The sequence below is a fragment of the Trinickia terrae genome (assembly GCF_005144415.1).
Taxonomy (GTDB): Bacteria; Pseudomonadota; Gammaproteobacteria; order Burkholderiales; family Burkholderiaceae; genus Trinickia_A; species Trinickia_A terrae.
In genome coordinates this window covers 232,315-255,420 of the sequence record NZ_SWJE01000004.1, presented here as the reverse complement: position 1 = coordinate 255,420, position 23,106 = coordinate 232,315, and the positions used below count along the sequence as shown (strand labels likewise).

Annotated in this window: 18 protein-coding genes; 2 read left to right on the top strand and 16 right to left on the bottom strand. The window is 65.2% G+C overall.

Annotation, left to right across the window (positions count from 1 at the left end; translation table 11 throughout):
- Positions 1–40 precede the first annotated feature (40 nt).
- The 10 genes from FAZ69_RS08945 to FAZ69_RS08900 form a co-directional block, all read right to left on the bottom strand.
- Complete coding sequence (locus FAZ69_RS08945; protein ID WP_136893588.1) at positions 41–697, bottom strand: hypothetical protein; 657 nt, start codon at positions 695–697, stop codon at positions 41–43.
- Between the two features lie 103 nt (positions 698–800).
- The gene (gene bktB / locus FAZ69_RS08940; RefSeq protein WP_136893587.1) at positions 801–1,985 is read right to left on the bottom strand and encodes a beta-ketothiolase BktB; all 1,185 of its coding nucleotides are present in this window, start codon (positions 1,983–1,985) and stop codon (positions 801–803) included.
- A 113-nt stretch (positions 1,986–2,098) separates the two neighbouring features.
- On the bottom strand, positions 2,099–3,037 hold the full coding sequence (locus FAZ69_RS08935; RefSeq protein WP_439654755.1) for a sugar kinase: 939 nt from the start codon (positions 3,035–3,037) through the stop codon (positions 2,099–2,101).
- Positions 3,038–3,039: 2 nt separating this feature from the next.
- Positions 3,040–4,416, bottom strand: a complete 1,377-nt coding sequence (rimO, locus tag FAZ69_RS08930) for a 30S ribosomal protein S12 methylthiotransferase RimO (RefSeq protein WP_136893586.1) — start codon at positions 4,414–4,416, stop codon at positions 3,040–3,042.
- A 307-nt stretch (positions 4,417–4,723) separates the two neighbouring features.
- Positions 4,724–5,290: a polyhydroxyalkanoate synthesis repressor PhaR gene (phaR, locus tag FAZ69_RS08925; protein WP_136893585.1), complete on the bottom strand. Its 567-nt coding sequence runs from the start codon at positions 5,288–5,290 to the stop codon at positions 4,724–4,726.
- Between the two features lie 138 nt (positions 5,291–5,428).
- The gene (locus tag FAZ69_RS08920) at positions 5,429–6,169 is read right to left on the bottom strand and encodes a 3-ketoacyl-ACP reductase (RefSeq protein ID WP_136893584.1); all 741 of its coding nucleotides are present in this window, start codon (positions 6,167–6,169) and stop codon (positions 5,429–5,431) included.
- Between the two features lie 58 nt (positions 6,170–6,227).
- Positions 6,228–7,409, bottom strand: coding sequence for an acetyl-CoA C-acetyltransferase (locus FAZ69_RS08915; RefSeq protein WP_136893583.1), 1,182 nt, complete (start codon positions 7,407–7,409; stop codon positions 6,228–6,230).
- A gap of 93 nt (positions 7,410–7,502) precedes the next feature.
- On the bottom strand, positions 7,503–9,431 hold the full coding sequence (gene phaC / locus FAZ69_RS08910) for a class I poly(R)-hydroxyalkanoic acid synthase (RefSeq protein ID WP_136893582.1): 1,929 nt from the start codon (positions 9,429–9,431) through the stop codon (positions 7,503–7,505).
- 481 nt (positions 9,432–9,912) lie between these two features.
- On the bottom strand, positions 9,913–10,749 hold the full coding sequence (gene pgeF, locus FAZ69_RS08905) for a peptidoglycan editing factor PgeF (RefSeq protein ID WP_136893581.1): 837 nt from the start codon (positions 10,747–10,749) through the stop codon (positions 9,913–9,915).
- A gap of 48 nt (positions 10,750–10,797) precedes the next feature.
- A complete protein-coding gene (locus tag FAZ69_RS08900) occupies positions 10,798–11,970 on the bottom strand; it encodes an RluA family pseudouridine synthase (protein ID WP_136893580.1) in 1,173 nt (390 codons plus the stop codon).
- 33 nt (positions 11,971–12,003) lie between these two features.
- On the opposite strand from FAZ69_RS08900, the gene FAZ69_RS08895 reads away from it, so the two are divergent.
- Complete coding sequence (locus FAZ69_RS08895) at positions 12,004–12,873, top strand: outer membrane protein assembly factor BamD (protein WP_136893579.1); 870 nt, start codon at positions 12,004–12,006, stop codon at positions 12,871–12,873.
- Between the two features lie 95 nt (positions 12,874–12,968).
- On the opposite strand, the gene yoaA is transcribed toward FAZ69_RS08895, so the two are convergent.
- The 3 genes from yoaA to FAZ69_RS08880 form a co-directional block, all read right to left on the bottom strand.
- Positions 12,969–15,188, bottom strand: coding sequence for a DNA repair helicase YoaA (gene yoaA, locus FAZ69_RS08890; RefSeq protein WP_136893578.1), 2,220 nt, complete (start codon positions 15,186–15,188; stop codon positions 12,969–12,971).
- A 67-nt stretch (positions 15,189–15,255) separates the two neighbouring features.
- The gene (locus FAZ69_RS08885; protein ID WP_136893577.1) at positions 15,256–15,471 is read right to left on the bottom strand and encodes a DUF465 domain-containing protein; all 216 of its coding nucleotides are present in this window, start codon (positions 15,469–15,471) and stop codon (positions 15,256–15,258) included.
- 80 nt (positions 15,472–15,551) lie between these two features.
- Entirely contained in the window at positions 15,552–16,358 is an 807-nt protein-coding gene (locus FAZ69_RS08880) for a hypothetical protein (protein ID WP_136893576.1), read from the bottom strand.
- A 154-nt stretch (positions 16,359–16,512) separates the two neighbouring features.
- Between FAZ69_RS08880 and FAZ69_RS08875 the strand changes: the two genes are divergently transcribed.
- Positions 16,513–18,843, top strand: coding sequence for a Tex family protein (locus FAZ69_RS08875; protein WP_136893575.1), 2,331 nt, complete (start codon positions 16,513–16,515; stop codon positions 18,841–18,843).
- Positions 18,844–18,958: 115 nt separating this feature from the next.
- Here the strand turns inward: FAZ69_RS08875 and FAZ69_RS08870 are convergent, their stop codons facing one another.
- The 3 genes from FAZ69_RS08870 to FAZ69_RS08860 all read right to left on the bottom strand — a co-directional run bounded on the left by FAZ69_RS08870 (position 18,959) and on the right by FAZ69_RS08860 (position 23,051).
- A complete protein-coding gene (locus FAZ69_RS08870; protein WP_136893574.1) occupies positions 18,959–20,851 on the bottom strand; it encodes a potassium transporter Kup in 1,893 nt (630 codons plus the stop codon).
- Between the two features lie 263 nt (positions 20,852–21,114).
- Positions 21,115–21,702, bottom strand: coding sequence for a phosphoribosyltransferase (locus FAZ69_RS08865; RefSeq protein WP_169708597.1), 588 nt, complete (start codon positions 21,700–21,702; stop codon positions 21,115–21,117).
- Positions 21,703–21,704: 2 nt separating this feature from the next.
- Positions 21,705–23,051 (bottom strand): adenylosuccinate synthase, encoded by a 1,347-nt coding sequence (locus tag FAZ69_RS08860; RefSeq protein ID WP_136893573.1) that lies wholly within the window; start codon positions 23,049–23,051, stop codon positions 21,705–21,707.
- Positions 23,052–23,106 lie beyond the last annotated feature (55 nt).

The window sequence follows — 23,106 nt, the reverse complement described above, 5'->3', positions numbered from 1 at the left end:
GTCAGGGCCTGTTCACACTCGTTACAGGCTTGCGCTGGCCCTAATCGCCCGTCGAAAGGTTGCTCACGCCGCCGACGGCGTGAGCATTCGGAGCCGGGGCTGGAGCAGGAACCGGAGCCGCTGCGGCAGGCGCGGGTTTGGCGCCAGGAGCCGCCGCCGGCGCGCCGCCAGCCAGATGCAGATCGAACGGCTGAGGATCGGAATCGTCGACGTTCATCCGGTCGCCTTCGAGCGAGCCGTCCGGCGCGAACTTGCCGACCCAGTTGCCCGTGATGTGCGTGCCGTCGTTCGACTCCTCGACCTCGAGCGTGTCGCCATCGCGGTCGCCCGCGATCAGGATGACTTCGCCCGTGTCGGCGAACTGGTATTCGCCGTGCACGCCCGACGGGTCGTCGGTTTTCGCGCCGAGCCGCAGCACGATCCGGCGCGAGCCGAGCGTGCCTGTATAGCTCGGGAACTTCGCGAACTCGCGGTTCGGCTTGAGCGGCAGCGATATGGCGGCCGGCGCGGCCAGTTCCTTCACCGGGTCGCCCACTGCCGCGCTTTGCGCCGATACCTGGGCGCATGCGCCGCAAGCGAGCAGCAGCGCCACCGCGCCGCACGAGGCGACTCGCCGCAATGCCGGTGAGCCGGCTTCGGTTCTCGCCGCACGCGGCGTCTGCGTCGCGGACGACTTCGATCCTTGCATCCGTTCCATCCTTGTCCTGCCATTCAATCGATTGCGCCGGGATGTCGCGGCGAGCGCCACGCCTGCTCCACCTGGGCGGCCCCGCCTAGGCGGTCCCACCTAGGCGGCCCCGTCAAATCCGCTCGAAAATCGCGGCGATGCCCTGCCCGCCGCCGATGCACATCGTCACGAGCGCATAGCGCCCACCGATGCGCTGCAGCTCATAAAGCGCCTTCACCGTGATGAGCGCGCCGGTCGCGCCGATCGGGTGCCCGAGCGAAATGCCCGAGCCGTTCGGATTGACCAACGCGTGATCGAGCCCCAGCTCCTTCGTCACTGCGCAGGCCTGCGCCGCGAACGCTTCGTTTGCTTCGATCACGTCGAGATCGGCCGCCGCGATGCCCGCGCGCTCCAATGCCTTGCGCGTGGCCGGCACCGGGCCGATGCCCATGTAGGCCGGGTCCACGCCCGCGTGCGCGTAGGCGACGAGCCGCGCGAGCGGCTTGGCGCCGCGCGCTTGCGCGACGCTCCGCTCCATCAGCACGACGGCCGCGGCGGCATCGTTGATCCCGGACGCGTTGCCGGCCGTCACCGTGCCGTTCTCCTTCGCGAATACCGGCTTGAGCTTGGCGAAGTCTTCGGCCGTTGCGTCCAGGCGCACATGTTCGTCGGTATCGAAGCTGATCTCGCCCTTCTTCGAGGCGATCGCGACCGGCAGGATCTGCTCCTTGAACCGGCCTTCTTGAATCGCACGCGCCGCGCGGCGGTGCGATTCGAGCGCGAGCGCATCCTGGTCGCCGCGCGTAATGCCGTATTTCCGCGCGACGTTTTCCGCCGTCACGCCCATGTGAATCGACTGAAACGGATCGTGCAGCGCGCCGAGCATCATGTCGACGATGCGGGCGTCGCCCATGCGCTGGCCGAAGCGCGCTGCGGGCGCGATATAGGGCGCGCGGCTCATGCTCTCCGCCCCGCCGCCGATCGCGATATCCGCGTCGCCGAGCAGGACGCTCTGCGCCGCCGAAACGATCGCCTGCAGCCCCGAGCCGCACAAGCGGTTGACGGTCAGCGCCGGCGCGTGCTGCGCAACCCCGCCGTCGAGCGCTGCGACGCGCGCGAGGTACATGTCCTTCGGCTCGGTCTGGATCACGTTGCCGAACACGACGTGTCCCACCTCATCGCCGCTCACCTGGGCGCGCGAGAGCGCCTCGCGCACGACGCGTGCGCCAAGATCCGTCGGCGAGAAGTCCTTGAGGCTGCCGCCGAAGTCGCCGATTGCGGTCCGCACGCCGCTTGCCACCACCACTTCACGTTGCATCGCTGTGTCTCCAGTGCAGGTTTCGGTTATGGATCGGTATCGAACAGCCCGTTGCGCCGCTGGAAACCAGCCGCTTTGCGATCGATATCGAATCGGCGAGCGGCCGATCGACCTTAGTCCGCGAGCAGCCGCTCGACATCCCCCCGCGCGGGAATCGGCGCGACAGCGCCGAAGCCTTGCGTGGACAAGGCCGCCGCCACGTTCGCATAGCGCGCGGCCGCGAACGGATCGTCGCCCGCGACGATCCGCGCGATGAACGCCCCGCCGAAGCAGTCGCCCGCGCCCGTGGCATCGACGGCATTGACCGTGCGCCCCGGCACGACGCGGCGCTCGCCGGGTGTCGCGACATAGGCGCCGTCGCGGCCAAGCTTCAGCGCGACGACACGCGGCCCGCGCGCGAGCAGGAAGTCGACGATCTCGTCGCGGCCGGTAAGGCCCGTCAGCGCCGTGACATCGTCCCAGCTCGGCAGGCAGATGTCGGTCTGCCGGAGCGCCTCGAGCATGACGGCGCGCGCCCGCGCGAGCGGCCAGAGCCTCAGGCGCAAATTGGTATCGAAGCTCACGCGCACGCCGTGGGCGCGAGCGTGCTCGATGGCGGCCAGGGCCGCATCGCAGGCATCGACGCCGATCGCGAGACTGATTCCGGACAAGTGGATGACCTTCGCCGCCGCGATCGCCTCGAGCGGCAGCGCTTGCGGCGCGTAGCGGCTCGCCGCCGACCCGGCGCGCAGGTAATCGAACCGATGCCCGAGCGCCCCGTGCGAGACGAAATAGACGCCGGTCGGCGCATGCGGATCGACGCGCACCATCGACGTATCGACGCCCTCTCGCTGCCACAGCTCGATCAGCAATTGCCCGAAATGATCGTCGCCGACGGCCGACACGAAACCGGTGCGCGCCCCCTGGCGCGCCGCGGCGATGCAGAAATTCGACGTATCGCCGCCGAAGCCTTGCAGGTAGTCGGGACGCCCCGGCGACGACTGGTTGAACTCGACCATCGCCTCGCCGAGCGCGAGGATGTCGGGCGTAGCCGAAGCGAGTGCGCTGCTCACGCTCAGACCTCGCCCCAGAGGTCGTGCCCGTCGGCGCCGGTGATCTTGACCGAGATGAAATCGCCGGCCTTGTAGCGCTTGGACGCCTTCGTCGCGGGCGCCACGTAGACGACGCCGTCGATCTCCGGCGCGTCGGCCGCGGTCCGGCCGATGCCGCCGTCGGCATTGATTTCGTCGACGAGCACCTTGAGCGTCTTGCCGACCTTGCGCGCCATGCGCTTGGCCGACACCTCCTCGGCGACTTCCATGAAGCGCGCGCGGCGCTCCTCGCGGACTTCGTCGGGCAGCGCGCCGTCGAGCTCGTTCGCGCTCGCGCCTTCGACCGGCGAGTACGCAAAGCAGCCGACGCGATCGAGCTCGGCCTCGCGGATGAAGTCGATGAGCGTCTCGAACTGCGCTTCGGTCTCGCCGGGGAAGCCGGCGATGAAGGTGCTGCGAATCGTCAGGTCCGGGCAGATCTCGCGCCACGCCTGGACGCGCTCGAGCGTCTTCTCGGCATTGGCGGGACGCTTCATGCGCTTGAGCACGTCCGGATGCGCGTGCTGGAACGGCACGTCGAGATACGGCAGCACGTGGCCCTTGAACGGCCCTTCGGCCATCATCGGAATGATCTCGTCGACGTGCGGATACGGATACACGTAGTGGAGCCGCACCCACGCGCCGTATTGCGCGGCCAGCTCGCCGAGCGCGCCGACGAGCTCGGTCATGCGCGTCTTGAGCGGGCGGCCGTTCCAGAAGCCGGTGCGGAACTTGACGTCGACGCCATAGGCGCTCGTGTCCTGCGAGATCACGAGCAGCTCCTTCACGCCGGACTTGAACAGGTTCTCGGCTTCGAGCATGACTTCCGCGACCGGACGCGAGACGAGATCGCCGCGCATCGACGGAATGATGCAGAACGTGCAGCGATGGTTGCAGCCTTCGGAAATCTTCAGGTAGGCGTAGTGACGCGGCGTGAGCTTGATGCCGGCGGGCGGCACGAGATCGACGAACGGATCGTGCGGCTTCGGCAGATGGCTGTGCACGGCCTGCATGACCTCGCCGACGGCGTGCGGCCCGGTGACGGCCAGCACCTTCGGATGCACTTCCTCGATGAGGCCCGAGCCGCTCGCGCTCTTTTTCGCGCCGAGGCAGCCGGTGACGATCACCTTGCCGTTCTCGGTCAGCGCTTCGCCAATCGCATCGAGACTTTCCTGAACCGCCTCGTCGATGAAGCCGCAGGTATTGACGACGACGAGATCCGCGCCGTCATAGGTGCCCGAGATCTCGTAGCCTTCGGCACGCAGCTGCGTGATGATCTGCTCGGAATCGACAAGGGCTTTCGGGCAGCCGAGTGAGACGAAACCGACTTTCGGCGTGTTTGAAGCGGAAGTTTGCGACATAAGGATGGTCCGGCGAGTGACGACAATCGGGCAACGCACAGGGGGAATGCCTCAGACGAACTCGGCATCGATGCGCACTGGCGCTGCAAGGGCGATGGAGGGCGCGAGGCCGCCGTCGCATCGCTCGCGACGGGGACGGAACATCGAGTTTGCGGCCCGATCCGCCATGTCGCGCGAAAACCCATTATTGTACCGCGCCAGGCCTTGATCGGCGCCGCCTCATGCGAAGGCGGCCCCGGGGAATCACCCCCTAATGGACAAGCGCCGGCCATCGGGCCGGCGCTGTCGCCTTCCATCCCAACCGCCGTTACTTCTTCTCCGGCTCGGGATTCGGCTTGAACGGGAACGTGCTGAACATGTTCTTCGCCTGGTTCTGCATCTGCTCCTGCATCTGCACGAACATGTTCTTCGACTGCTCGATGTAGCTCGTCATCATGCCCTGCATCATCGGCGCCTGCATGTTCATGAACTGCGACCAGACTTCCGGATTCAGCGTATTGCCCTCGTACAGGCTCTTCGACTGGTCTGCGAGCTTGTTCTGAATGTCGATGAACGCCTGGATGTTCTTTTCCAGGTACGTTCCCATCATTCCCTGCATCGCATGTCCGTAGAAACGGATGATCTGCGAGAGCATCGGAGAGGAGAACATCGGCACGCCGCCGCTCTCCTCTTCGAGAATGATCTGCAACAGGATGCTGCGCGTCAGGTCCTCGTTGCTCTTCGCATCGATGACCTTGAAGTCCTCCTGCTCGAGCACAAGCTGCTTCACATCGCTCAACGTGATGTAGGTGCTCGTCTCAGTGTCGTAGAGCCGACGATTCGGATATTTCTTGATCAGTCGTTCGGCTGTTTTCTTTGTAGTAGTAGTGGACATGTAACGCCTTTGAGCGCAAACGAAGCGCAATGGCGGCGCCATCGAACTCCGCGAGCGCAACGCTCGCAGGGGGGAGGCGCCCCCTAGACCCTCTGACGCGGCTGCGCCGCCCGGCGAACCGGGGCGGCGCAACACGGATCAGCCCATATGCAGCCCGCCGTTCAGCGAGAAATCGGCGCCCGTCGAGAACCCCGATTCGTCCGAAGCGAGCCACGCCACGATCGATGCGATTTCGTCCGGCGTGCCCAGGCGGCGCACCGGAATCGTCGCAACGATCTTTTCCAGCACATCGGGACGGATCGACTTCACCATGTCCGTGCCGATATAACCCGGCGACACCGTGTTGACTGTCACGCCCTTGGTCGCCACTTCCTGCGCCAGCGCCATCGTGAAGCCGTGGATGCCGGCCTTGGCCGTCGAGTAGTTGGTCTGGCCGAACTGGCCCTTCTGGCCGTTCACCGACGAAATATTGATGACCCGGCCGAAGCCGCGCTCGACCATCCCGTCGATCACCTGCTTCGTCACGTTGAAGAGGCTCGTCAGGTTCGTGTCGATCACGGCTGTCCAGTCTTCATGCGTCATCTTGCGGAACACGACGTCGCGCGTGATGCCCGCGTTGTTGACCAGCACGTCGACCTCGCCGACTTCGGCCTTGACCTTTTCGAAGGCCAGCTTCGTCGACTCCCAGTCGCCGACGTTGCCTTCCGACGCAATGAAGTCGAAGCCGAGCGCCTTCTGCTGCTCGAGCCACTTCGTCTTGCGCGGCGAATTCGGCCCGCAGCCCACGACGACCTTGAAGCCTTGCTTGAGCAGGCGCTGGCTGATGCTCGTGCCGATACCGCCCATCCCGCCAGTTACGTACGCAATACGCTGAGTCATGAATCACTCTCCATTATCGTTGTCTGGGGCGGCAAACCGCCGCCCGTTCGTTCGCGAATCAGACGCGTTCCACTGCGAGCGCCACGCCCATCCCGCCGCCGATGCACAGCGACGCGAGACCGCGCTTGGCGTCCCGCTTTTGCATTTCATGCAGCAGCGTGACGAGAATCCGGCAGCCGGACGCCCCGATCGGGTGGCCGATCGCGATCGCGCCACCGTTCACGTTGACCTTCGACGTATCCCAGCCCATCTGCTTGTGCACGGCGAGCGCCTGCGCTGCGAACGCTTCGTTGATTTCCATCAGGTCGAGATCCGACGCCGACCAGCCCGCGCGCTCCAGGCAGCGCTTGGACGCCGGCACCGGGCCCATGCCCATCACCTTCGGGTCGACGCCCGCGCTCGCGTAAGCCTTGATGCGCGCGAGCGGCGTCAGTCCCAGCGCCTCGGCCTTCTTCGCCGACATCACGACGACCGCCGCGGCGCCGTCGTTGAGGCCCGACGCGTTGGCCGCCGTCACCGTGCCTTCCTTCGTGAACGCCGGCTTCAGGCCAGCAAGCGACTCGGCCGTCACGCCGTGGCGCACGAACTCGTCGGTCGCGAAGCGCAGCGGCTCGCCTTTCCTCTGCGGAATTTCGATCGGCACGATTTCATCGTCGAAGCGCCCAGCCTTCTGCGCGGCTTCGGCCTTGTTCTGCGACAGCGCCGCGAACGCGTCCTGCTCTTCACGCGTGATGCCGTATTCCTTCGCGACGTTTTCCGCCGTGATGCCCATGTGGTACTGGTTGTAGACGTCCCACAGGCCGTCGACGATCATCGTGTCAGTCAGCTTCGCATCGCCCATGCGGAAGCCGTCGCGCGAGCCGAGCAGCACGTGCGGCGCGGCGCTCATGTTTTCCTGGCCGCCCGCGACGACGATTTCCGAATCGCCCGCGATGATCGCGTTGGCTGCCAGCATCACGGCCTTCAGGCCCGAGCCGCACACCTTGTTGATCGTCATGCCCGGCACTGCGCTCGGCAGGCCGGCCTTGATGAGCGACTGCCGCGCCGGGTTCTGCCCCGAGCCGGCCGCCAATACCTGCCCCATGATGACTTCGCTCACTTGCTCGGGCTTGATGCCGGAGCGCTCGAGCACCGCGCGGATTACCGTCGCGCCGAGTTCGGGCGCCGCGATCTTCGCGATGGAACCGCCGAATTTGCCGACCGCGGTGCGGGCAGCCGATACGATCACTACGTCAGTCATTTCCAAGTCCTCCGAGCCAAGCGGCGCGTCGCGCCGCCACTCGCACAGTTAAAAACCCATCCCTACGCGACCCGGCCTCACCGGCCGCAGCATTCAGTCGCGCTGCTGCACGTAACGCCCCGGCGCCGCCTCGATGACGGGAAATTCCGCCGATCCGAGCTTCGCCGACGGCTTCACTTTCTTGCCGCCATATTGATCGAGCCACTTGACCCACTCAGGCCACCAGCTGCCGGGTTTTTCAGTGGCGAGGCCGAACCACTCGTCCGGATTCTCTGGCAGCTGCGTCTCTTCGTTTTCGACCACCCAGTAGCTGCGCTTGTTCTTGGCCGGCGGATTGATCACGCCCGCGATATGGCCCGATGCGCCAAGCACGAAACGCTGCGGCCCGGTGAGGAGCGGCGCGGAGGCATAAGCCGTTTGCCACGGGACGATATGGTCCTCGCGTGAACCGTAGATGAAGGTGGGCACGTCGATGCGCGACAGGTCGACCGATTCGCCGCACACGGTCAGCGCGCCCGGCTCGCGCAGGCGATTCTCGAGGTACGTATGGCGCAGGTACCACGCGTACATCGGGCCGGGCAGATTGGTCGAATCGCCGTTCCAGAACAGCAGGTCGAACGGCGCGGGGGTGCGGCCCTTCAGGTAGTTGTCGACGACGTAGTTCCATACGAGGTCGTTCGGACGCAGGAACGAAAACGCATTGGCGAACTCGATGCCGCGCATCAGGCCCGGCGGCGTACCGTTCTTGCCGCCGATCGTCTGCTCGCGCATCTGCACGTGCGGCTCGTCGACGAACACGTCGAGCACGCCGGTATCCGAGAAGTCGAGCATCGCGGTGAGCAGCGTCATCGACGCCGCGGGGTGCTGGCCGCGCGCGGCCAGCACGGCGAGCGCCGTCGCGAGCATCGTGCCGCCGATGCAAAAGCCGAGCGTATTGAGCTGCTCGCGGCCGCTCACCCGCTTGACGACATCGATGGCGGCGAGCACGCCATCTTCCATGTAGTCGTCCCAGGTCTTGCTTGCCAGCGAAGCATCGGCGTTGCGCCACGAAATCAGGTACACCTGATGCCCGTTGTCGAGCGCGTGCGCGACAAGCGAACTTTCGGGCTGCAAATCGAGGATGTAGTACTTGTTGATGCAAGGCGGCACGATCAGGAACGGCCGCTCGAACACGTTCGGCGTGCGCGGCTTGTACTGGATCAGTTGGAACAGATCGTTTTCGAAGACGACGGCGCCTTCGGTCGTCGCCAGGTTCTTGCCGACCACGAAGCGCGACTCGTCGCTCTGGGAAATCTTGCCGCGCTGCAGGTCTGCGAGCAGGTTCAGGATGCCTTGCCGCAGGCTCTCGCCCTGGCTTTCGAGCAAGGTCTTCTGCGCCTCGGGATTGAGCGCGAAGAAGTTGCTGGGCGCGGCGGCCGCCGTCCATTGCTGGACCGCGAAACGAATGCGCTCGCGCGTCTTCGGGTCGGTCTCGACCGCATCGGCGAGTTCCTGCAGATAGCGGGCATTGAGCAGGTACCAGGCTGCCGTGTAGGCATAAGCCGGCGTGCTCTTCCAGGCATCCGCGCTGAAGCGCCGGTCCTTGAGCTCAGGCGTCGTGGCATTCGCTGCACTGGCGCGCTTCAGCAGTTCGAGGCAATCGCGGGAGTAATCGGACTGCAACTGCTGCAGGCGCGCCGGCGGCACAGCCGCGGTCGGCAGCTTCAAGCCGGTCAGCATTTGCGAGGCGGCCTCGCCAAAGGAAGCTCCCCCGAAATTCGGCATTCCCGGCATCGCCGGCATGGACGGCATCTGCGGCATCGCGAACGGAAACGACCCGCCATTGCCCATCGCACCCATCTGAGCGACAGCTTGCTGTCCGGCTTGCTGCCAATCGGCGGGGTTCGCAAGCGAGCGCCACGTGTTCATCCATGCGTCGAACATTTGCCGCATGTCGGTTGCGCCTGTTCCGGCTTGCTGCTGCGCGCGGCCCGAGGAGGTATCCGTGTGAGAGGAAGTCGATGATTTTTTTGATGCAGTCATACCCGCGTTTGACCTGAGAGTCTCGGAAGACTGATTGAGAGGCGGGCGTTCGCGCACGCGGGCGAATTCTCGCAACCTACGACACGCTCGCCCTTGCGAGGGGTCATTCTTGCGCCCCTAGACAAGGCGTGTCAATGCTTCATTCCGATTTTGCCGCAGTGCGATAGTTTTTTAATTATCGTTTTCCCCATGTCGATTGATAGGTGCCTGCCAGGCGTTTTTGTGCCCTTTCAGCGCCTCTCGAAGCCTGTCGCCAAGGCAATCCCGACGGGCTTCCCACATGATCGACAAAGGCTGTTGCGCAGCGAATCGGCGGGCCATGCGCGATTTGGCATCGACGTCGCGATACGCAGCGCGTCGCAGCAAAAGCCGCCGCCGTCAATCAGACTCAGACGGTTGCCTATTCTCGAGGGTTTAAGCCGGTGCGCTGCGTAAATGCGTTTTGCAGAGTCCGCAAAAATTTGGCAGCACGAAATCGTTATCAGTCGGCAAGCCAGATCATCGCGGCCATACGGCCGGTCACGCGGTCACGCCGATACGAATAGAAGCGTTCCCGGTCGGCGACCGTGCACAGATCGCCACCTGCGACGCGTGTGATGCCCAGGCGCGCAAGCCGGACGCGGGCCAATGCCGCGAGATCGGCGAGGTACTTGCCGGGCGTGTGCGGATGGTCGGCGAAGGCGCGCACGACGGCATCGCAGTCGCTCGAGTGGGCTTGCGTCATGAAGGCGTCACGCACATCCGGTCCGACTTCGAACGCAGCGGGACCGATCGCTGGCCCAAGGTAAGCGCATAGCTCGTCGAGCTTCGCGCCGGCGAGGTCGGCAACGCGCTGCGCCGTCTTCTCGACGACACCCGACGCCAGCCCGCGCCACCCCGCATGCGCCGCGCCGACCGCGCGCCCTGCCTCATCGCACAGCAGCACCGGCATGCAATCGGCCACCATCACGATGCACGCGACGCCGGGCATCGCCGTCGCGCTCGCGTCGGCGCGCACCGGCGCGGCGCCGCTTGCCGCAGCGGCGATCACGTCGCCGGCCGCCACGACATCGCTGCCGTGCACCTGCTCGAGCCACGCCGCGCGCGCGCCGGCGAGCGACAGCAAGCGCGCGCGATTGGCCTCGACGGCGACAAGATCGTCGCCCGTATGCAGGCCGAGGTTCAAGCCGCCCGGCTCATCGGCGCCCTGCTGCGTCCATCGCCCATACGGCGGCGCGCTGACTCCGCCGTTGCGTGTCGTCACGAGCGCGCGCACGCGCGGCGACACGCGCCAAGCCGGCTGCAGGCAGTCGGCCAACGTCAGGTTCGGCAAGGTCATGCGGATGGTTCCTCGTTGTTGTTGTCGTCAAAGGCCGGGCACAGGGTGTTACGCGTCCTCGGCCTCATCGTCGTCATCGTCGGAGGGGTCTTCGTATTCCGATTCATACGACACCTCCACACCGTCGAATTCGTCGTCGTAGACATCGTAGCTCTCATCGAGTTCGGACTCTCCGCCAAGACCGAGCGCCTCGGCGAGCGCGGCCATGTCCTCGGGCGGATCGGCGCGCCATTGCATCGCGCGACCCGTCCGCGGATGGATCAAGCCGAGCCGCCACGCATGCAGCGCCTGGCGCGCAAAGCCGCCCGGCAGCGGCGTGACCGAACGCTTGCCGCGGGCGCGTCCGTAGACCGGGTCGCCGAGCAGCGGATGGCCGATGTGCGCGCAATGAACGCGAATCTGATGGGTGCGGCCGGTCTCGAGATCGCAGTGAATCGCCGATACGGGCTGGCGCTCCCAGAGCGCTTCGTCGACCGTACGAAAATGCGTGCGCGCAGGCTTGCCCGCTGCGCCTGTCACCACGGCCATGCGCGTGCGCTCGCGCGGGTCGCGGCCGATCGGCGCGTCGATGGTGCCCTCGGATGGCATGTTGCCCCAGACGAGCGCCAGATAACGGCGCTTGACCGTGCGCGCCTGCAGTTGCCGCACGAGGTCGGTCTGCGCCTCGAGCGTGCGCGCGACCACCATGAGCCCCGAGGTCTCCTTGTCGAGCCGATGGACGATGCCCGCGCGCGGCAGCCCGGCAGCCGCCTCGCCATAGCGATAAAGGAGGCCGTTCAGGAGCGTGCCGCTCCAGTTGCCGGCTGCCGGGTGCACGACGAGCCCCGCAGGCTTGTTGATGACAACGAGCGTGTCGTCTTCGTAGACGACGTCGAGCGCCACAGGCTCGGGCGCGAAGGCGAGCTGCTCGGGCAGCAGGTCGGGCGTGAGCTCGATCATGGCGCCCAGCGGGACCGGCTGACGGATCTTGGCGGGCGCTCCGTCGACGAGCACGCGCTCCGCCTCGATCCAGCTTTGCAAGCGGCTGCGCGAAAACTCCGGAAAGACTTTCGCGAGCACCTTGTCGAGCCGCTCGCCGGCAAGCTCGGGCGGCACCTGCGCGAGGCGCGGCCCGGCCGACGCGTCGGCGGGGTCTGCGCTTGGGCTATAATCTTCGTCGCGATCTTTGGGGCCGGACTTGTTGTTTCGTGAATTGGCGCCTGAAGCACTTGAGCGGGTCATTTAGACTGGGTCACTGAGACTTATAGCTAGGAAATGCGAGCCCTGAACACCATCATCAAATCGGCCCTCAGCGCGGCCGTCCATGCAGCAAAGCGCGCCATCAAACCCGCGAGCACCTATCTGGCACTGGGCGCTGCTGCAGCGCTGATGGCGGCCTGTCACGGCCTGCCGCAAAAGACCGACGAGACGGCGACCTGGTCGAACAACAAATTATACTCGGAGGCCCAGGACGCCTTGACCGGCGGCGACTGGGGCAAGTGCGCGAAATACTTCGAAGCGCTGGAAGGCCGCGACCCGTTCGGCCACTTCGCACAGCAGGCGCAGATCAACGTCGCCTACTGCGACTGGAAGGATAACGAAACGGCCGCCGCAGACACCGCCATCGACCGCTTCATCCAGCTGCATCCGGATCACCCCGATATCGCCTACGCGCACTACCTGAAGGGGATGATCCACTTCAACGACGACCTCGGCCTGTTCGGACGCTTTTCCGGCCAGGACATGAGCGAGCGCGACCCGAAGTCGCTGCGCGAATCGTATGACGCGTTCAAGGTCGTCGTCGACAAATACCCGAACAGCAAGTACGCACCCGATGCGGCCGCTCGCATGCGCTATATCGTGAATGCGCTCGCTTCGCACGAGGTGCACTCCGCCGACTACTACTATCGCCGCGGCGCCTATGTGGCGGCGATCAACCGGGCGCAGCTCGCGATCAAGGAATACAAGAACGCGCCTGCGATCGAGGATGCGCTGCACATCATGATTCTGTCGTACACGGAGCTCAATGAGCCGCAGCTCGCCGAAGATACGAAGCGCGTGCTCTCCGCCACCTTCCCCGACAGCCCCTACATCACCGGCCACGCGCGCCAGGGTGCGGCGAAATCGTGGTGGCAGATCTGGTGATCTGCCTCCTCCGATATACCGCCCAATGAAAAACCCGGCCACCGAGGCCGGGTTTTTTTACGCCTGACGCGGAGTAATCCGCTTGGAGGCGCCGATCACTTCGACAATGCGCGATCGTCGAAGAACTCCCTTACCACGTCTATTTCGCGCGTCCGCTTGAACGGCGGGAGGCTCTGCCAGATGCGCCGGCCATAAGGTTTGTCGACGAGCCGCGTATCGCAGATCATCAGCACCCCGCGATCCGTCTCCGCGCGAATCAGGCGCCCCGCGCCCTGCTTGAGCGTAATCACCGCCTGCGGGAGCTGATGGACCGCAAACGGGCTCAGGCCTTTCTTCGCCAGCGCGTCGAGCCGCGCGGACAACACCGGATCGTCGGGCGGCGCAAACGGCAGCTTGTCGATCACGACGAGCGAGAGCGCATCGCCACGCACATCGACGCCTTCCCAGAAGCTCTGGCTGCCCACCAGGATCGCGTTGCCGTAGGCTCGGAATCGATCGAGCAACTCGGTGCGGCTCGCGTCGCCCTGCACGAGGAGCGGCATGTCCCAGCCGCGCGCTTCGATCGCATCGCGCAGCTTGGCGGCGATCCGGTCGACGGCGCGCAGCGTCGTGCACAGCATGAAGACGCCGCCGCCGGATGCCTCGATCGCCGGCAGCGCGGCGTCGAACACCGCATCGGTGAACATCGGAGAGGATGGCTGCGGCAGGTTGCGCGGCACGTAAAGCAAACCTTGCGTGCCGTAGTCGAACGGGCTTGGCAGCGTCATCGAACGCTTCGCGCTCAAGCCCATTTGCGCGGCATAGTGCGTGAAGTCGCCGCGCACCGAGAGCGTCGCCGACGTGAAGATCCACGCGCGCGGCACGCCGGCGCGCTGCTTCGCGAAGATCGGCGCGACCGACAGCGGCGTCTCGTGCAGTTGGACCGTGTGCGAAAACACCTCGATCCAGCGCACCTTTTCGTTTGGATCGTCGGCTTTGTCCTTCTTCGCTTCCGATTCGTTGCTCGGCGGCTCGGCATCCGGTAGCACCGTCCAGCCCTTCAGCAAATCCTGCAACTCACGCGCACGCCGCTGGCAGGCGCCGATCGATTCCGCGCGCTCAGCCTGCCCGGCCAGCGCCGCGGCGAGCGCGTCGAGCGCGGCTTCCAGGGCGTCGAGCGCGGGGAACAGCGGGTGATCGCCGGGCAACTGGCTGAGCGACAGCCGCACCGCGTCCTCCTTGAACGCGAGCCGCACATCGCGCGCCGCGCGCTCGAGCGCCGCGCCGAGCTTCACCCATTCCACCGCGTCGCGCGCGTGGCTCAAGCCTTCCGCCACCGAATCGCGGGCGAGCTCGAGGAACTGCGCGGTGGAAAGCGTTTCGCCGAAAAAAAGCGTCGCCGTCTCGGGCAACTGGTGCGCTTCGTCGAAAACGATGGTGTTCGCCGATGGCAGCAGCTCCGCCATCCCCGTATCGCGGAGCATGATGTCTGCGAAAAACAGGTGGTGGTTGACGACGACGATGTCCGCCTGCTGCGCTTCGCGGCGCGCCTGCATCACGAAGCATTCCTTATAGCGCGGGCATTCCTGGCCGAGACAGTTGTCGCGCGTCGAAGTCACCATCGACCAGACCGGCGCCGTCTCCGGCACGCTCGCGAGCTCGGCCTTGTCGCCGGTGCGCGTGATCTTGGCGAAGCGGACGATGTCCTGCAGATAAGCCGTATCCTGCCGCGACGGCAGACGGCCGTTGTCCGCGGTGCGCTGCAGGTAGTAGTGGCACAGGTAATTGGCGCGCCCTTTGAGCATCGCGACCGAAACCGGCACCGCGAGCGCGTCGCGCACGGTCGGAATGTCACGCTGGAAGAGCTGATCCTGAAGGTGCTTGGTGCCGGTCGAGACGATGACCTTGCCGCCCCACAGCATCGCCGGGACAAGGTATGCGTAGGTCTTGCCGGTGCCGGTGCCGGCCTCGACGATCAGCGTGTTGTCCCCGGTATCGTCAGCGACTTCGCGCGCGATCTCGGCGGTCCGCTCGGCGGCATCGCCGCTCTTCTGCAGACGGCGCGCCGGACGCGCCTGCGCCTCGAACATCGCCGGCTCCGGCATCGCGCGGCCCGATGCCTCCATCGCCGCAGCAACGGCGCGCGCCATTTCGATCTGCGACGCGCGCGGCCGGTAACCGTCGATCCGCTGCGCGAGGAGGCCGTCCGCAGCGAAAATCGCGTCGAGCTCGGCGCCGCGCTTGGGATTTAAAACCGGCGCCTCGCGGACGGACGGCCGCGCGCCGGACGCGCCGGCGCGCGGTTGGTCGGTAGAAGCATCGAGCGGTGAATTCAAGGCAAGCGGTTCCTGTCCTGCGAAGACCGGCGCACCCGGCGCGACACCGGCGCTTGCCAGGTCATGCTTACGCGTGCGTATCCGGTTCGAGCTGCAACTGCAGCAAGATGATGTTGTCCTTGACCTTGAGCTTGCGCTTCTTCAGGCGCCGCAGCTCGAAGTCGGTGATGTCCGGCGAGGTCGCCAACTGGCCGATCATGCGATCGAGCTCGCTATGCTCCGATTGCAACTGCAAAATGCGGTCACGAAGCACATCAGGGTTGATCGCTTGCTGCTCGCGCATGCTCGCCTCCTCGGTCGGTTAGGCGCCGCGCCGCGTTTTGCGGCCGCTGCGCCTGAGGTTGCTGTACGGCAAAAAACGCGTTACTCGCTTTCTTGTTGCTGCTTCAATTGCTCTTGCTGCTGTCGTTGTTCCTGCAACTGCTGCTGTTGCTGTTGTTGCTGCTTATCGGCAGCCTGCTTCTGGCGCGCTTCGACATCTGCCTTGTGCTGCGCGGCGTCCGTTTGCTTTTGCTGGTAGCGCTGCGCGTTCTCCGCGCGCTGCTGCGCTTTTTGCGCCGCCTGCGCGTGGGCCTCGTCGAGCTTGCGCTGGTAATCGGCCTGCTTCTGGTTGTACGTGGCCTCGTTCGCCGCGCGCTGCGGCGCTTCGGCGTTGCGCCGGGCCTGATCGAGTTCGTGCTGGCGCTGCTTGTCTTCGAATTGCTGCTGGTTGTGCGCATCGTTGGCCGTGCGCTGCGGCGCTTCGGCTTCGTCCTGCGCGCGCTTCACCGCCGCCTGCTCGTCGCGCTGCTGCGCACGCGAGGCGCGTTCCTCGTCGTTGAGCGCCAGTTGCTCCTTGCGAATCTCCGAGCGCACGTCGCGCATTTTGTCGCGGGCATTGCCCAGGCAAGCGTTCACGAAAAACTTGCTATAGCAATTGTGGGAGGCGACGCCATACTCGTAGTCGTTCTGTGCGGAACGGCGATCGAGCGCTTTCTGGCGGGCGTCGAAATCGCTGGCGGGCGCAGCGGCGGGCGCCGGGGCACTCGCCGCCGAAGCCGGCATGTCTTGAGCGAAGGCCGCTGACGGCAGCCCGAGCGGCAACGCAAACAGCGCCGCGCTGACCCACGCGGCGCGCGAAGCAAGCAAGAAACGGGAAGTTGGCAACGTCGTAGAAAGGCATCGGGACATGCGTGAAATTCTAACACCCCAAGCTTGAGGGCTCTGGCATTTATGGCAAAATGCCCCGCTTCGACAACCCCGGCTCCCGCCTCCCGCGCCGCTGACGGCCGCGGATTCCGGGCCTGGAGCCCCGATTGAGCCTAGCAGGCTAGACGTACATCACATGACGGAAACCGTAGCACTCAAGATCGTCCAGCGCATCGCCGCCGAATTGACCGTCCAGCCGCGCCAAGTCGCGGCGGCGGTGCAACTTCTCGATGAAGGCGCGACCGTTCCGTTTATCGCCCGGTACCGCAAGGAAGTGACCGGCAATCTCGACGACACCCAACTGCGCCAGCTCGAAGAGCGGCTCCTCTATCTGCGCGAGCTCGAAGACCGCCGCGCGGCGATTCTCGCGAGCATCGAGGAGCAAGGCAAGCTCACCGACGAATTGCGCACGGCGATCGAAGCTGCCGACAGCAAGCAAGTCCTCGAAGACCTGTACCTGCCCTATAAGCCGAAGCGCCGCACGCGAGCGCAGATCGCGCGCGAAGCCGGCCTGGAGCCGCTCGCGCAGGCGCTGCTCGCCAATCCGCTGCTCGATCCCCAGGCCGAAGCCGCCGCCTACGTGGATGCGGAAAAAGGCGTGGCCGACGTGAAAGCCGCGCTCGACGGCGCCCGCGACATCCTCTCGGAACAATTCGGCGAAACCGCCGAGCTGCTCGGCAGGCTGCGCGATTACCTGCATAGCCAGGGCGTCGTGTCGTCCACCGTGGTGGAAGGGAAAGAAGGCGAAGAAGGCGAGAAATTCCGCGACTACTACGATTATTCGGAGACCATCAAGACCGTTCCGTCGCATCGTGCGCTCGCCCTCTTCCGAGGCCGCAACGCCGGCGTGCTGATGGTGAAGCTCGGTCTCGGCGAAGAGCTCGACGCGCAAGTGCCGCATCCGGGCGAAGCGACGATCGCGCGCCATTTCGGCATCGCGAACCAGGGCCGTCCCGCCGACAAATGGCTCTCCGACGTCTGCCGCTGGTGCTGGCGCGTGAAGGTCCAGCCGCACCTCGAAAACGAGCTGCTGACGCAGTTGCGCGACGAAGCCGAGCATGAGGCGATTCGCGTCTTCGCGCGCAACCTGAAGGATCTGCTGCTTGCCGCGCCGGCGGGACCCAAGGCCGTGCTCGGCCTCGATCCAGGCCTGCGCACGGGTGTGAAGGTCGCCGTCGTCGATCGCACCGGCAAGCTGCTCGCCACCGACACGATCTACCCGCACGAGCCGCGCCGCGATTGGGACGGCTCGCTCGCCAAGCTCGCGCGCATCGCCGCGCAAACGCAGGCCGAGCTCATCAGCATCGGCAACGGCACGGCCTCGCGCGAAACCGACAAGCTCGCGAGCGAGCTGATTTCGCGCCATCCGGAGCTGAAATTGCAGAAGATCGTTGTGTCGGAAGCCGGCGCGTCGGTCTATTCGGCTTCCGAGCTGGCGGCCAAGGAGTTTCCGGAACTCGACGTCTCGCTGCGCGGTGCGGTGTCGATCGCACGCCGCCTGCAGGACCCGCTCGCCGAGCTCGTCAAGATCGAGCCGAAGGCGATCGGCGTCGGGCAATATCAGCACGACGTGAACCAGCGCGAACTGGCGCGCTCGCTCGACGCGGTCGTCGAGGATTGCGTGAACGCGGTCGGCGTCGATGCGAACACCGCGTCCGTCGCGCTGCTCGCCCGCGTGTCGGGCCTGAACGCGACGCTCGCGCGCAACATTGTCGACTACCGCGATGCGAACGGTCCGTTTCCGTCGCGCGAACATCTGCGCAAGGTGCCGCGTCTCGGCGACAAGACTTTCGAGCAGGCCGCGGGCTTTTTGCGCATCAACAGCGGTGAAAATCCGCTCGACCGCTCCTCGGTGCACCCAGAGGCGTATCCGGTCGTCGAACGCATGCTCGCGAAGATCAAGAAGCAGATCGGCGACGTGCTCGGCAACCGCGACGCGCTCGCGGGCCTGTCGCCGGCGGAGTTCGTCGACGACCGCTTCGGCCTGCCGACGGTGCGCGACATTCTCTCCGAGCTCGAGAAGCCGGGCCGCGACCCGCGTCCCGAGTTCAAGACGGCAACTTTCCGCGAAGGCGTCGAAAAGGTTTCCGACCTGGCGCCGGGCATGGTGCTCGAAGGCGTCGTGACGAACGTGGCGGCATTCGGTGCGTTCGTCGACATCGGCGTGCATCAGGACGGCCTAGTGCACGTGTCGGCGATGTCGACGAAGTTCATCAAGGACCCGCACGAAGTCGTGAAGGCCGGCCAGGTCGTGAAGGTGAAGGTGCTCGACGTCGACGTGAAGCGCCAGCGCATCGCGCTGACAATGCGGCTCGACGACGACGCGTCCGCTGGCCCGTCGTCGCGCGGCAACCCGCAGCAGCAGGACCGCGGCGGCCGTTCGGGCGGCGCACGTCCGCAGCGCCCGCGCGATCCGGAACCGGCAGGCGCCATTGCCGCGGCATTCGCGAAGCTCAAGCAGCGCTAAGCATCACCACAGGCCAGCAGTCGCGCACTGCCGGCCTGCCCCGCAAACAAAAGCCCACGCCGAAGCGTGGGCTTTCTGTTGTGCGCGCAACGAACGGAACCGCCGTTGCGCCCGGTCAAATCTCGATCTTGGTCCCCAGCTCGACCACGCGATTGGCAGGAATCGCAAAGAAGTCCGTCGGCTTCGCGGCGTTCTGGTGCATCCACGCAAACACCCGTTCGCGCCACACCGACATCCCCGGCAACTGCGTCGGCACAACGGTCTCACGTGCAAGGAAGAACGACGTATCCATCAGTTCGAACGTCAGGTCGTACATGCGACCGACTTCGAGCAGCGTCGCCTTCACGTCCGGCGTCTCATTGAAACCGTAGGCGGCCCTCACCACAAACAACCCGCCGCCGACGTCGCGCACCGTGACGCGCTCCTCGTCCTTCACATAGGGAATATCGCGCGTGACGAAAGTCAGGAAGATGGTCCGCTCGTGCAGCACCTTGTTGTGCTTCAGATTGTGCAGCAGGCTCACGGGAACGAGCGTGTCGCTGCCCGTCAGGTAGATCGCGGTGCCCGAGACGCGATGCGGCGGATGCGCAAGCAAGCCTTGCAGGAACGGCGCGAGCGGAATGCCGTCGGCGGCGGTGCGCTCCTTCACGATCATCCGGCCCTTGTGCCAGGTCATCAGGAGGAAGAACAGCAGTGCGCCAATGCCGAGCGGCAGCCAGCCGCCCTCTTCGACCTTCAGCAGGTTCGCACCGAAGAAGCCCAGATCGACGATCATGAATGCGCCGATGATGAACGCCACAAGCGCCTTGTTCCACTTCCAGACCTTCACCATCACGACACACGCCAGCACCGTCGTGATGACCATTGTCGCCGTCACGGCGATGCCGTACGCCGCGGCGAGGTTGTCCGAGCTCTTGAAGCCGATCACGATGCACAGGATGATGAAGAGCAGCATCCAGTTCACGACCGGCACGTAGATCTGGCCGATCGCGAGCTCCGAGGTGTGCAGCACCTTCATCCGCGGCACGTAGCCGAGCTGGATCGCCTGGGCCGTCAGCGAGTAGGCGCCCGAAATCACGGCTTGCGAAGCGATCACGGTCGCCACCGTCGACAGGACGACGAGCGGCAGCAGCGCCCAGTCGGGCGCGAGCAGGAAGAACGGGTTCTCGATGGCTTTCGGGTTCTGCATCAGCAGCGCACCCTGGCCGAAGTAGTTCAGCACGAGCGACGGCATCACGAGCACATACCAGGCCATCCGGATCGGCTTGGCGCCGAAGTGGCCCATATCCGCATAGAGCGCTTCGGCCCCGGTCAGCACCAGCACGACCGAACCGAGCACGACATAGGCCTGCAGCATGTGCGCCGACATGAACGACGCCGCGTAGTACGGATTGAGCGCGGCAATGACGCCCGGCGCACGAGCGATGTGATACACGCCCAGAATAGCGATCGTGATGAACCAGAGAATCATGATCGGCCCGAACAGCTTGCCGACGAGCGCCGTGCCGTGCCGCTGAATCCAGAAGAGCGCGATCAGGATGACGATCGTGATCGGCAGCACGAGATGCGAGAACTGCGGCGTGGCGATCTCGAGGCCTTCGACAGCCGATATCACGGAAATGGCCGGCGTAATCACCGCGTCCCCATAAAACATGCAGGAGCCGAAAATCCCCAGCGCCATTAATACGGCGGCGGCTTTGCTTCTCGAATCGAACGAACGCAGCGACAGCGCCATCAACGCGAGCACGCCGCCCTCGCCGTTATTGTCGGCGCGCATCACGAACAACACGTATTTGATGCCGACGACAATCACGATCGCCCAGAACAGCAGCGAAATGACGCCGAGAATCGAATTATTCGTGAGCGCAATGCCATGCGCCGGGCTGAATGCCTCCTTCAGCGAATAGAGCGGGCTGGTGCCGATGTCGCCGAAAACTACGCCGATTGCCGCAATGGCAAGAGAATGCAAAGGCTGCTTATGCGTATGTGCCTGGTTGTTATCTGTCATAAACGCGGGGTAAATCCGTTCTCGCAGGGGCGGAAAAAACGAGCGCTATTCTAGCGGAGCAGGCAATTGCGCTGCTTGAGGTGTTGTGCGAACGCCACCTGGCGGCAGCCCGCGAAGTGTAGCATCGCGGCGAGGCGAAGTCTGATGCTTTTTCTGCATCGCAACATGACGTCGGTCAGCATTCGTGGCGTGGCGCCGGCGCATAAAAAAAGCGGAGTCGGCAGACTCCGCTAGACCATCGGTACGTCGAGTCGCGCCCGGCGTCATTCGTTTGGCGTTGAATCGCGCGCCGTGCCGCGCTTGATCCATGCACCGAGATTGTGCGGGCGCACCGTATCCCATTCCTCGAACGGCTGGTGAATCCACGGGTTGGTCGGCAGGTATTGCACATGGTAATCGGGCTTGACTTTCGAGCAGCCCTTGTACCAAAGCACTGCGGAACGCACGGCGGTAATCGCCGGATAACGCTCCTTCAGATGCTGCTGCACGCGCGAGAGCGTCACGCCGGAATCGACCAGGTCGTCCACGAGCAAGACGTTGCCCGACAGCTCGCCGCGCGTCATCGTGATGTACTGCGCGATGTCGAGGTCGCCCTGCTGGGTGCCCGCCGCCTCGCGATACGAACTCGTCGCGAGGATGGCGAGCGGCAGATCGTAGATCCGCGAGAGCTGGTCGCCGACGCGCAGTCCGCCGCGCGCCAGGCACAGGATCTTGTCGAACTTCCAGCCCGACTCGTGCACCGCCAGCGCAAGCAGCTCGATCAGCCGATGGTACTCGTTCCAGCCCACCCAGAGGTTCTTGTCGTCGTTGCGCGGGTCCGTCATCGCAATCATCGTCATGCTCTGCGCCATCGTCAAACCTTGAACGGATGGCGAAGCAGGATCGTTTCATCGCGATCCGGGCCGGTCGAAACCATATCGATCGGCACGCCCGCCACCTCTTGCACCCGTGTCAGGTAGGCCTGCGCGTTGGCGGGCAACTGGCTCCACTGCGTGATGCCGATCGTGCTTTCCTTCCAGCCACCGAACGTTTCGTACACAGGCTCGCAGCGTGCGACTTCCGATGCGCCGCGCGGCAGGATGTCGGCATCCTTGCCGTCGACCTTGTAGCCGACGCAGAGCCTCACTTCGTCGAGGCCGTCGAGCACGTCGAGCTTCGTGATGCAAAGGCCGGAGACGCCGTTGATCTGGATCGAGCGGCGCAGCGCGGCTGCATCGAGCCAGCCCGTGCGGCGCGGACGGCCCGTGACCGAGCCGAATTCCTTGCCGACGTTTGCGAGCGTCACACCGACCTGGTCCTGGCGGTTGGGATTGTCGGCGTCGTAGAGCTCGCTCGGGAACGGGCCCGAGCCGACGCGCGTGCAGTACGCCTTGGTGATGCCGAGGATGTAATTAAGCTTCTGCGGCCCGACGCCGGCCCCCGCGGTCGCCGCACCGGCCACGCAGTTGCTCGACGTGACGAAGGGGTAGGTGCCGTGGTCGATGTCGAGCAGCGTGCCCTGCGCACCTTCGAACAGCAGGTTGCGGCCCGCGGCGTTTTCGTCGTACAGGCGGCGCGAGACATCGGTAACCATCGGTGCGAGACGCTCTGCGTAGCCGAGCATGGTATCCAGCGTTTGCTGAAAATCGACGGCGGCCGCGCCCAGGTACTGGGTCAGCACGAAGTTGTGGAAATCGAGGTTGTCGCGCAGGCGATCGGCGAATGCCTGGGGCTCGAACAAGTCTTGCACGCGCAGCGCTCGGCGGCCGACCTTGTCTTCGTACGCCGGCCCGATGCCGCGGCCAGTTGTGCCGATCTTGCCCGCGCCGCGGCGCGCTTCGCGCGCCTGATCGATCGCGATGTGATACGGCAGGATCAGCGTAGTGGCTTCGGAGATGAATAGACGCTTCTGGACATCGAGGCCGGCGGCTTCGAGCTCGCCGATTTCCTTGAAGAGCGCCTCCGGCGACAGCACGACGCCGTTGCCGATGTAGCAGGCGACGCCTGCGCGCATGATGCCCGACGGAATGAGGCGCAAGATGGTTTTCTTGCCGCCGATGATGAGCGTGTGGCCGGCGTTGTGACCGCCCTGGAAACGCACGACGCCGTGGGCGTGGTCCGTCAGCCAGTCGACGATCTTGCCTTTGCCCTCATCACCCCACTGAGTCCCGACGACAACGACGTTGCGGCCGGGGGTCACATTCACTGCACTGGCAGACATGTTGATTCGTTAGCTGGTTAAAAACGTATTCTACCCATGTTCGCCGAAGGTTCCG